Below are 9,077 nucleotides of genomic sequence, written 5' to 3' on the forward strand. Positions count from 1 at the left end.
GTCCCCGCCCGCGACCTCACCGGACTCCACTGCGATATGGCACCGTCAAGTGCCGCCGGAACAGGGTCAGTTGGACCCACTTCCCGCTACAGTTTCCTTCTTGCCCCAGTAGGGGGAACATTCGACGTCACCCTCTTCGGGAGGCCGAATGCGATTGCGTGGCTCACCTTCAGCGGAATCGATGCGGCGGCTGCGCGTCGCCGGGCGGGTGTCGACGGCCCAGGTGGACAAGGTGCTTGCGGACGCCTCGGCCCATCCGCAGCCCTCGGGCCCGGTGCTCCTCGATCTGGCCTCGGCGACGTCCTTCGACGTGGTGGCGCTGCAGCAACTCCTGTCGTTCCTGGCCGCCCGCAGGGATGCGGGCCTCGACACCAGGATCGGGACAGCAGAAGCAAAGTGGTGATGCTTGACGAGTTCCGGGCATCCGGCCACACCGCCCGCGCGATGCTCTCGCTTCTCCTGAACCGGGAGATCCAGCCGGTGGCCTACATTCCCATCCTCGACTTCTCCGACGAGACGGACCTCGACGGCCTGCCCGTCCGCCCTCTCTACCGGATACGGGCCACCAGGGGCGGGGTATGAACGCCGGTGGTGGCGTGCGGGCGCAATCGGTGGAAGAGGCCTGCCTGACACTGGTGTACCTGCTGCACAACCGACGGCGTGAATGGGCGCTGGGTCAGCACAATGCGGATGAACTCGGCCACATCAAACGCAACATGCTGATCGCCGACTATGCGCGCAAGGCCCTGGACCTCCCCGTCGAGGTGCGCCAGGATCTCGACCGGATGGTCGTCGAATCCTTCCTCCCGCCCCATCCGACGGCCCCCTGGAGGGGACCCGTCATGCCACCTCCGCCGCCCGAGCCCGAGCCCGTCGACGTCGCCGTGGTGGTCGTCATCATCGAGGAACTCGACGCGGCACTCGGCACCTTCGGCATGACCCAGGACGACTTCAACAGGGACGCCTTCGTGGGCGACCAGCGCTTCTTTCCGACCCGTGTGCCGAACCGATACCGCCCCGAGGAGCCGCTCTCCGTCGTCGTCACCTCGGCGGGCAGGAGTGGGAACGTACAGATGGTGAAGTCCGTCGACGCTCTTCTCAAGCTCTACGAGCCAGAGTTGATCGGCCTGCTCGGCACCGCCTGCGGGGTGCCGGAAGCGGTGCGGATCGGGGACGTGGTGGCCTGCGACCGCGTCTACTACTTCCCACCCGGTCGACGTCTCCCCGGGAAGATCTTCCAGCCACGGCCGAAGCACGGGCAGGGGCGCAGCGATTACGGCCATGGGCTCCACTACTACAACCCCGCAAGGACCGACTACGCGAGCAGAGTACGGGAGTTCGTCCGCGGTCTGTCTCCCGCCGAAGTCCCTGAGACCTTCTCGGCGGCCCGCATTCCCGATGTGCACACCACCGGCGTCACCATCGCATCGGGCGAAGAGGTCCTGAGGGACGGGGAGTTGCTGCCCGGCCTGCGGGAGGTCGACAACACCATCTGCGCCGGCGACATGGAGTCGTACGGATTCTCCCAGGCCGCGGAGGGGCTCCCCTGGCTGATCTTCCGGGGGATCAGTGACTTCGGGCCGGGGCGCGAGGAACGCTGGAAGTATGTCTCGACGTCGTTCGCGGCCCTCTGCCTCGAAGACTTCCTCAGGACTCGTTACCTTCCGCCGGGCGCCGACGACCTGTGAGGGGTGGACGGAAACAGTGGCGTGCCGCGCTCACCCTTCCAAGGCGCTGATGGCCTCGGCCAGCCACTTCTTCTCCTCCGTGCCCGTCGCGCGGGCGATCCTGAGCATGCCCTGGCGGAAGAGGTCGGGTGCCTCCTCCGCCTTCACCGGTTTCCCGTCGCGGTAGAAGAAGCTCGCCGGAGCGTCCAGGAAGGCCTGGCGGCGGCGGAGCACCGCGGCCTGCTCGGCGGGGTCGGGAAGGTGACGCAGGAAGGCGAGCAGCGTGAAGAACCGCTGCCCGTCGGTGATGTCGGCGTCCTTGGGATCCCTTAGACGGGCGAGCAGTTCGGTGCGGCCGGCCTCGGTGAGGGAGAGGATCCGGCGGGGTGCGGCGCTCTTGCCGGGCTCGGTGTGCTGCTCGACGAGGCCCGCCTTCACGAGCCGGGTGATCGCCGGATAGAGCGCGCCGTCGCTGACCGGGCGGATATGGCCGCTCAAGCCCTGGATGCGGGACTTGAGTTCGTAGCCGTGCAGGGCCTCCTCGCTCAGGAAGCCCAGGATCGACAGCTCCAGCATGCATCGCCCCTTCCCGTCACTTGTTCATCCCGTGCGGTGATGCTATCTCTTTCCGCTGTACCTCGAATCGAGGTACAGCGGAAAGAGGGGGATGTGTCATGGGCCCGACCGACCACCGGCGCCGGCTGGTGTCACTCGCGTACCCGGTCTACTTCGAGCTCCTCGCGGGGGTCACGGCCGGGATCATCAACATGGTCTGGGTGGCCAGGCTCGGCGGTGACGCTGTCGCCGCGGTGGCCGTCGCCACGAACGTCGAGAACGTGCTGCTCGGCGTCATCCTCATGGCCGGGTCCGGCACGACCGTGCTGGTGGCCCGTGCCAGGGGAGCGGGGGACCCGGCGGCGATCCGGTCAGCGGTGCGCGGCGGCTGGGTGCTGTGGGCACTGATCACTCCCGTGGTCGCCGTCGGCGGCTACCTCTGCCGGGAGCCGCTGGCCCGCCTGGTCCTCGGCGCAGGAGGCGACGCCCTGCCCCTCGCGACGGACTACTTCGCGATCGCGCTGCCCGGCATGGCGGTCTACTTCGCCACCAACGTCGTCGACGGCATCCTCAAGGGCGCGGGCGACACCCGCACGCCGATGCGGCTCGCCCTGCTGGCCAACGGCCTGATCCTCGTACTGGACCCGCTGCTCATCCTGGGCTGCGGACTCGGCGTACGCGGCGCGGCGATCGCCACGGTCGCAGGACGGGCGGTGGCACTGGTGTGCGGGATCCTGGCACTGCGGGGCGGTGTCGCGCCCCTCAAGGGGCGCGGGGAACTGCGCGACAAGCCCCCACCGGCCCGCAGGTACAAAACCGCCAATCCAGCAAAGCGCCTCATCGCCGACGCACGCGGAACGGCCGCGACCGGCCTCCCGATGTCGGCAGACTTCGTCGTACGAATGACGGGGGCGCTCGCGCTCGTCGCGGTCGTCGCCAGGCTGGGCGTCGAGGAGGTCGCCGGGTACGGCATCGCGACCAAGGCGATGTACCTGGCGACCATGGCCTTCTACTCCGTGCGCCAGGCCGCCGCGATCCACACCGCCCATCTGCTCGGCGCGGGGAGCGACGCGCGCCGCGCCGTGGGGCGCCAGGCGCTGCTCGTCGCGGGGGCGCTGGGGCTGGTCGCCGCGCTGGTGCTGCTCGCCGCGGGCCCCTGGATCATGCGGGGCTTCGGCGCCGGGGGAGAGGTGGCCGACGCGGGGGCGCTCTATCTGCGGTGCCTGGGGCCGTACTTGGTGCTGCTCGCCTGCTTCATCGCGCTGGGCGGGGTCTTCGAGGGCAGCGGTTCGAGCCCGGCCCTCGCCCGCATCACCGCGTGCGGCGTCGTGCTCCAACTTGCCCTGGCCTACGCCCTGTTGGGCCTCGGCCTGCCGGGTGTCTGTCTGGCCATGGCGGTGTCCATGGCCCTGCAGTGCACGGGGGTCGCCCGCATGTACCGGCGTACGGGGCGAGTTCAGGAGCTCAAGGGGGGAGGCGGCGGGCCTCGACGGCTCCGCTCCGGGGTCAGGCGCAGAAGCGGGCGGTGGTGACCGAACCGCCCGCGTTCTCGTCGTCCGTGCCGAGGGCTGCGAGGTCCGAGCCGGGGAGGCAGTGCAGGGCCTCGATCTTGTGGCCCTTGAACTTCCGCAGGACATCGCGCGACTTGGCGAGCGTCAGGCGCCACTTGCCTGCGTCATTGACGGCGAGCCTGCCCGCGTCGCTCACGGCCGAGTCGAAGGGGCCGTCGTCACCGGCGTCCGAAGCCGAACTGATGAGGACGCGCCCCGACTTGGTCACGTCGATGTCCGAGGCGTGCCGGACGTCGCCGCCCGGGTAGGACGTGCGGAACTCCGTCTTCGACACCGCGCCGAACTTGGACTCGCCGTAGCGGTTGATCGAGAACGGCGCCGCGTACAGCGTGGCCGGACGGTCGCCCGCGCCCCGGTCGGCCCAGACCGCGGCCAGCTTTCCCTTCTGCGAGGTCAGCGTGAAGCTCTCGAAGTCGTCGCCGTTGCCGATCGCGGGGAGCGGCGAGATGTCGAGGACCTCCACCGCCTCGCCGGAGTCGGTCAGCTTCAGGTGGTAGGCGAGGCCGCGGCTCGCGACCGCCACGTACTCGTCCGAGGTGCCCGGCACCCGGTCGAGCGCCTCCAGGTCGATCGGCTCGGCGCCGCCCTGCCAGGTGAGCGGCGCGGTATCGGGGGTCTGCCCCGGCCCGTAGGTGACCTGGGCGATGCGATTCTGGCCCGGCTTCTTGTTGTCGCGTACGACGAGGGCGCGGAACGTGTCACCCGAGCGGGAGGCGACGGCGAGACCGCTGATGCCGGACTGCAGGTCGTGCCCGACCTGCTGCCAGTCGGCGGCCGCCTTCGGCTTGGCCGGGGACAGGCCGGGGGTCAGGAAAACGGCAACTCCGGCACCGAGGGCGGTCATTGCGGTCAAGACGGACTTACGCATGGTCAGGGGCCTCTCACTCGACGTGCGACGCGCGTAGATTCACGGCTGGCCGGACCGTAGTGGCCCGGCCGCCGTGAGGCAAGTGACCTACCTGAACTGGTCTAACGGGTGGTTCGCGCGGCGGCGGGCTCGCGGAGCCCGGGTGCCGGCTCGACGGTGACGGCGGGGCGGCGCCCCGGCCGCAGGACCGTCGCGGCGACGGCGAGGCCGAGCGCCGCGATCCCGGTGGCGACCCAGAAGGCGAGCCGGTAGCCGTCGGCCGTGGCGGCCAGGGTGCGCCCGCCGTCGGCGAGCAGCCCCTCCGTGCGGCTCGCGGCCAGTGTTGTAAGGACGGCGAGGCCCAGCGAACCGCCCACCACCTGCGTGGTGTTGAAGAGACCCGATGCGAGCCCCGCGTCCTCCTCGCGCATCCCGGACATCGCGAGCCCGGTCACGGCGGGCATCGCGGCGGCGAATCCCGCGCCGAGCAGAATCATCGGGGGAAGGACGTCGGTGACGTATGAACCGTCGGCGGGCAGCCGGCCGAGCAGGGCGAGACCGGCCGTGATGAGGGTGAGCCCCGCGAGCAGCGGACGGTAGGGGCCGAACCGGCCGATCAGCCTCGCGGAGACGCTCAGCATCAGTACGCCGATGACGACGGGGGCGGGGAGGAAGGCGAAGCCCGTCTTCAACTCGCCGTAACCGAGGACGCGTTGGAAGTAGAGGGCGCCGATGTACTGGAAGCCGTACATCCCGGCGATCATCGCGATCTGCACCGCGTTGGCGCCGGTCAGCGACCGGGAGCGGAAGACGCGCAGCCGCAGCAGGGGGCGGGCGGCGCGGGCCTGGCGGACGGCGAAGGCGGCGTACAGGGCGAGGGAGAGCGCGGCGAGGCCGAGGGTGGCGGACGTTCCGTGCTCGGCGGAAGTCGCGGGCGGCGTACGACGAGCGGCGGGGCCTGGTCGACGCCTGACCCCGGCCGCTGCGACTGCGTGTGGCTACGGCTTGCGGGCCACCGCGCCGTCGCTGTCCGGCACGGGGCACCTCCTGGGGCGGGCTTGCGGCGGACTTGGGGGCGGCGGCCGAGCAGGCTCGGGGCGTCGGGCGGCGTCCCGAAGTGCTCGCGCGGGTCACCTGCGCGGCGAGGCCAGCAGATAGTGGCCGGCTCGCGGACGCTCGGTGTGCTCGCTGACCTGCCAGCCCGCCGACTCCAGGGCCGCCGCGCACGCCCGCAGGCCATCGGCCGACACATCGCGCACCGCGACGGCCTCCGGCTGCGGGGTCTCGCCCACCCCGTAGCCCTCGGGTCCCGGCGGGCAGCCCGCCGCCTCCAGGGCCAGGGCCGCGGCCTGGACGAGGTGCGTCCGCTCCCAGGCGCAGGGGCGGTCCCGCGCGCCGTCCGGGTTGGTCATGCGGCGCATTTCGAGGAGGCCTTCCCACGCGCTGCGTACGTCGCGGGCGCGGGCGGGGCCGGTCGCGCCCGGCGGGGGTGCGGGCTCGGTGCCGGTGCGGGCGGCGAAGAGGCCGGAGGGGGCGGCGGTCGGTGCCTCCGGGGTGGCGGCCTCGCCACCCGGCGTCTCCTCCCGTATCCGATGCCCCGCAGGCGTAAGGAAGAAGGCGTGCGGCGGCCGGGGGTGCCGGAAGGCGAGGCGGTGGCGCACGAGTGCGGCCAGCTGCGCCTCGCTCCCGGTCAGCCGTCCGGTCGCGGGGTCCGCGGCCTCGATGATGCGGCGCTGAGCGGCCGTCGGCGGCTTCGCCATGAGTCCACCTCTTCCCAGGTTCTTCTGCTCCTGGTCCCGATGGTGCCTCGCGCCACTGACAACGGCGTCAGCGAACGTCCCCCGTGGCGAGGTCGACGACCTTCTCCGCGACCAGTTCGAGTACGCGACGGTCGTCCTCGGCGGTGCCTCGCTCGCCCGGAGTGCCGGGGTAGGTGTCCAGGAGGACGTCCGTGGCGCCCAGTTCGGCGAGGACCTCCAGGTCGCCGCGGAGCTGGTCGACACTGCCGTGCCCGAGGGGACGCCCGGCCGTGTCCGGCTGCGGGGCGAGCCGGAGCTGGAGCCGCGGGACCAGGGCGGGGGCGGGCCGTCCCGCGGCTTCGGCCTCGCGCGCGATCAGCGGCAGCGCGGCACGCAGCGCTTCGAGCGTCGGCATGAACGGGTGCCAGCCCTCGCCGAGTCGGGCGGCGCGGCGCTGGGCCGCGGGGGAGTTGCCGCCGACCCAGACGGGCAGCTGCGCCGCCGCCGGGGCGGGGGCGGTGTGGACGCCTTCGTAGGAGACGTACCGCCCCTGGAAGGACGTCGTCTCCTCGGTCCACGCGGCGCGGATCGCGGCGAGGTACTCGTCGGTGATGGCGCCGCGCTCGCGGAAGGGGATGCCGAGCGTCTCGTACTCGGCGGCGGACCAGCCGACGCCGGCGCCGAGGATGAAGCCGGCGTCGCCGTTGAGCCGGTCGATGTTGGCGGCGAGGCGGGCCGTCTGGAGCGGGTGCCGGTAGGGGATCACGGTGATGGTGGTGCCGAGCCGCAGCCCCGGTACGCGGCCCGCGAGGTGGGCGGCGAGGAGGAACTGGTCGTAGAACGGGGCGGGGTAGACGCCGTGCACGTCCGGGGTGACGGCTATGTGATCGGAGATCATCGCGAAGGTGTAGCCGAGGTCGCGCGCGTCGGTGGCCTGGCGGGTGAGGGTCTCCGGGGTGGTGCCGGAGCCGAAGTTGAGGAGATTTACGCCGTATCGCATGCGGACCAGTCTCGATGATCTTGACGTTGCGTGTCGACTGAGTCCGAGTCCGCCCTCAACCGCCAGAGGGGCTATGAACTCGGCCGCAGGTTCCAGCCCGCCACCACCGGACGCCCGTGCTCCGTACTGAGGCGGCTCACCGTCCCCGTCGCGAGTTGGAACAGCGCCCCGCCGGAGACGGGAAGCCCGAGGCGCCGCGCGGCAAGCACCCGCAGAAAGTGCGAGTGCGCGAACAGCACCACGCTGCCCTCGTTCTCGGCCAGCGCCGCGTCCACCTTGGCGAGCATCCGGTCCGCCCGCTCCCCGACCTGCTCCGGGCTCTCCCCGGGATGCTCCGGGGGCCCGGGGGCGACGCCGTCCGTGAACAGGTACCAGTCGGGGCGGTCACGGTGGATCTCCACCGTCGTCACGCCCTCGTACGCCCCGTAGTCCCACTCGCTCAGATCGGCATCGACCCGCGCGTCGCCGAACCCCGCGAGCGCCGCCGTGTCCCGGGCCCGCTCCCGGGGGCTCGTGAACGCCGCCCCGATCCGGTACGTCCCGATCAGCGGCGCGAGCCCCCGCGCCTGCTCCCGGCCGTTCTCCGTGAGCGGGATGTCCGTCCAGCTGGTGTGCTGCCCGGTCAGGGCCCACTGGGTCTCGCCGTGCCGGACGAGCAGCAGATCACCCATGGCGCGGACCTTCCTGAACCAGAGTGCCGGGAACACGCGCTTCGGTGATCATGGCTCCTGATCCTAATGCTGTGTCGAAGGCGGGTGGCGTTCTGGCGGCCTGGTAGAGGTCTTCCGTGACCATGTCCCACCGTTTGAAGAGCACGGCCGTCACCATTGTCGCGATCACTGTTCTGGCCGCCTTTGGCGGGGCAGAACAACGCGATACGGCCGCAGACAAGGCAGCCGCCCCTTCTCCGGTCGCAGCAGCAGCACGGAATCCGAAGCCGGCGCCCGGTCCGTCGTGGTCCAAGCCCCGTCCGGTGGACTGCCGCAGGGCCAGCTGCGTGGCGTTGACCTTCGATGCCGGGCCGGGCCCCTACACAGCCCGTCTGCTGGACATCTTGAAGGCCAAGCGGGTGAATGCCACCTTCTTCCTCCTCGGCAAGAAGGGTGTGACCCGTTACCCCCAACTCGTGCGCCGAGAAGCAGCGGAGGGGCATGAGCTCGCCAATCACAGTTGGAGTCATCCACGCCTGACGGAGGTTTCGGACAAGGAGATCCGCCGTCAGCTCTCCCTCGTGCAAAGGCAGATCAAACACCTCACCGGCCGCACTCCGACGCTGATGCGCCCGCCGCAGGGGCGAACCGACCAGCGGGTGGCCAAGGCCAGCCGCGAGCTGGGGCTCGCGCAGATTCTGTGGACGGTGACGGCCAAGGACTACCGTGACCACGACCCCGAGCTCATCCAGCGGCGAGTCCTGGCCGGCGCGGCCCGCGACGGAATCATCCTGCTCCATGACATCTACCCGGGGACCGTGCCCGCCGTGCCCGGCATCATCGACGGACTGCGGAAACGAGGGCTGACACCGGTGACGGTCTCCCAGCTGTTCGCTCCCGACAAGACCCAGCCGGGGCGGGCCTATTGGAACGCCCCGTAAGTCAGGGCAATTCTGTCGGTGGGTGGCGGCCCCCCGCGCGCCGCGGGGCGCCCCCCCCCCCCCCCCCCCGGGGGGCAACCAAAGGGCGCCCCGGGAGGGGGGCCCGG

The 9,077-nt window shown here is 71.3% G+C and carries 10 protein-coding genes and 1 pseudogene; 5 read left to right on the forward strand and 6 right to left on the reverse strand.

Annotated elements, in window-relative coordinates:
• The first annotated feature begins 181 nt into the window (after nt 1–181).
• Genes ACFWY6_RS09655 through ACFWY6_RS09665 form a run of 3 tightly spaced genes read left to right on the forward strand, consistent with a single transcriptional unit; the run spans nt 182 to nt 1,688 of the window.
• Nucleotides 182–403 (forward strand): hypothetical protein, encoded by a 222-nt coding sequence (locus ACFWY6_RS09655; RefSeq protein ID WP_384687662.1) that lies wholly within the window; start codon nt 182–184, stop codon nt 401–403.
• Nucleotides 403–582 (forward strand): hypothetical protein, encoded by a 180-nt coding sequence (locus ACFWY6_RS09660; RefSeq protein WP_384687663.1) that lies wholly within the window; start codon nt 403–405, stop codon nt 580–582. Before ACFWY6_RS09655 ends, ACFWY6_RS09660 begins: the two co-directional genes overlap by 1 nt.
• The gene (locus tag ACFWY6_RS09665) at nt 579–1,688 is read left to right on the forward strand and encodes a hypothetical protein (RefSeq protein ID WP_384687664.1); all 1,110 of its coding nucleotides are present in this window, start codon (nt 579–581) and stop codon (nt 1,686–1,688) included. Before ACFWY6_RS09660 ends, ACFWY6_RS09665 begins: the two co-directional genes overlap by 4 nt.
• Nucleotides 1,689–1,718: 30 nt before the next feature.
• On the opposite strand, the gene ACFWY6_RS09670 is transcribed toward ACFWY6_RS09665, so the two are convergent.
• The gene (locus ACFWY6_RS09670; RefSeq protein WP_384687665.1) at nt 1,719–2,243 is read right to left on the reverse strand and encodes a PadR family transcriptional regulator; all 525 of its coding nucleotides are present in this window, start codon (nt 2,241–2,243) and stop codon (nt 1,719–1,721) included.
• Between the two features lie 98 nt (nt 2,244–2,341).
• Between ACFWY6_RS09670 and ACFWY6_RS09675 the strand changes: the two genes are divergently transcribed.
• The gene (locus tag ACFWY6_RS09675) at nt 2,342–3,754 is read left to right on the forward strand and encodes an MATE family efflux transporter (RefSeq protein ID WP_384687666.1); all 1,413 of its coding nucleotides are present in this window, start codon (nt 2,342–2,344) and stop codon (nt 3,752–3,754) included.
• Here ACFWY6_RS09675 and ACFWY6_RS09680 read toward each other — a convergent pair.
• The 5 genes and pseudogenes from ACFWY6_RS09680 to ACFWY6_RS09700 form a co-directional block, all read right to left on the reverse strand.
• Entirely contained in the window at nt 3,729–4,661 is a 933-nt protein-coding gene (locus tag ACFWY6_RS09680) for a hypothetical protein (protein ID WP_384687667.1), read from the reverse strand. The two genes, ACFWY6_RS09675 and ACFWY6_RS09680, sit on opposite strands and share 26 nt — an antisense overlap.
• 101 nt (nt 4,662–4,762) lie before the next feature.
• A pseudogene (locus ACFWY6_RS09685) lies at nt 4,763–5,593 on the reverse strand (MFS transporter); the annotation flags it as partial.
• A gap of 177 nt (nt 5,594–5,770) precedes the next feature.
• Nucleotides 5,771–6,400: a hypothetical protein gene (locus ACFWY6_RS09690; RefSeq protein ID WP_384687668.1), complete on the reverse strand. Its 630-nt coding sequence runs from the start codon at nt 6,398–6,400 to the stop codon at nt 5,771–5,773.
• Between the two features lie 67 nt (nt 6,401–6,467).
• A complete protein-coding gene (locus tag ACFWY6_RS09695) occupies nt 6,468–7,379 on the reverse strand; it encodes a TIGR03619 family F420-dependent LLM class oxidoreductase (protein ID WP_384687669.1) in 912 nt (303 codons plus the stop codon).
• A gap of 71 nt (nt 7,380–7,450) precedes the next feature.
• Entirely contained in the window at nt 7,451–8,050 is a 600-nt protein-coding gene (locus ACFWY6_RS09700; protein ID WP_266871861.1) for a histidine phosphatase family protein, read from the reverse strand.
• A gap of 122 nt (nt 8,051–8,172) precedes the next feature.
• On the opposite strand from ACFWY6_RS09700, the gene ACFWY6_RS09705 reads away from it, so the two are divergent.
• A complete protein-coding gene (locus ACFWY6_RS09705; protein WP_384687690.1) occupies nt 8,173–8,970 on the forward strand; it encodes a polysaccharide deacetylase family protein in 798 nt (265 codons plus the stop codon).
• The last annotated feature ends 107 nt before the right edge of the window (nt 8,971–9,077 follow it).

Origin of the sequence: Streptomyces sp. NPDC059037, from assembly GCF_042740015.1 — a bacterium.
GTDB lineage: Bacteria > Actinomycetota > Actinomycetes > Streptomycetales > Streptomycetaceae > Streptomyces.

What these genes read in the sequence shown, in the direction of transcription:
- ACFWY6_RS09655 (WP_384687662.1), top strand. Translation starts at nt 182, where the DNA reads ATGCGGCGGCTGCGCGTCGCCGGGCGGGTGTCGACGGCCCAGGTGGAC.
- ACFWY6_RS09660 (WP_384687663.1), top strand. Translation starts at nt 403, where the DNA reads ATGCTTGACGAGTTCCGGGCATCCGGCCACACCGCCCGCGCGATGCTC.
- ACFWY6_RS09665 (WP_384687664.1), top strand. Translation starts at nt 579, where the DNA reads ATGAACGCCGGTGGTGGCGTGCGGGCGCAATCGGTGGAAGAGGCCTGC.
- ACFWY6_RS09670 (WP_384687665.1), bottom strand. Translation starts at nt 2,243, where the DNA reads ATGCTGGAGCTGTCGATCCTGGGCTTCCTGAGCGAGGAGGCCCTGCAC.
- ACFWY6_RS09675 (WP_384687666.1), top strand. Translation starts at nt 2,342, where the DNA reads ATGGGCCCGACCGACCACCGGCGCCGGCTGGTGTCACTCGCGTACCCG.
- ACFWY6_RS09680 (WP_384687667.1), bottom strand. Translation starts at nt 4,661, where the DNA reads ATGCGTAAGTCCGTCTTGACCGCAATGACCGCCCTCGGTGCCGGAGTT.
- ACFWY6_RS09690 (WP_384687668.1), bottom strand. Translation starts at nt 6,400, where the DNA reads ATGGCGAAGCCGCCGACGGCCGCTCAGCGCCGCATCATCGAGGCCGCG.
- ACFWY6_RS09695 (WP_384687669.1), bottom strand. Translation starts at nt 7,379, where the DNA reads ATGCGATACGGCGTAAATCTCCTCAACTTCGGCTCCGGCACCACCCCG.
- ACFWY6_RS09700 (WP_266871861.1), bottom strand. Translation starts at nt 8,050, where the DNA reads ATGGGTGATCTGCTGCTCGTCCGGCACGGCGAGACCCAGTGGGCCCTG.
- ACFWY6_RS09705 (WP_384687690.1), top strand. Translation starts at nt 8,173, where the DNA reads ATGTCCCACCGTTTGAAGAGCACGGCCGTCACCATTGTCGCGATCACT.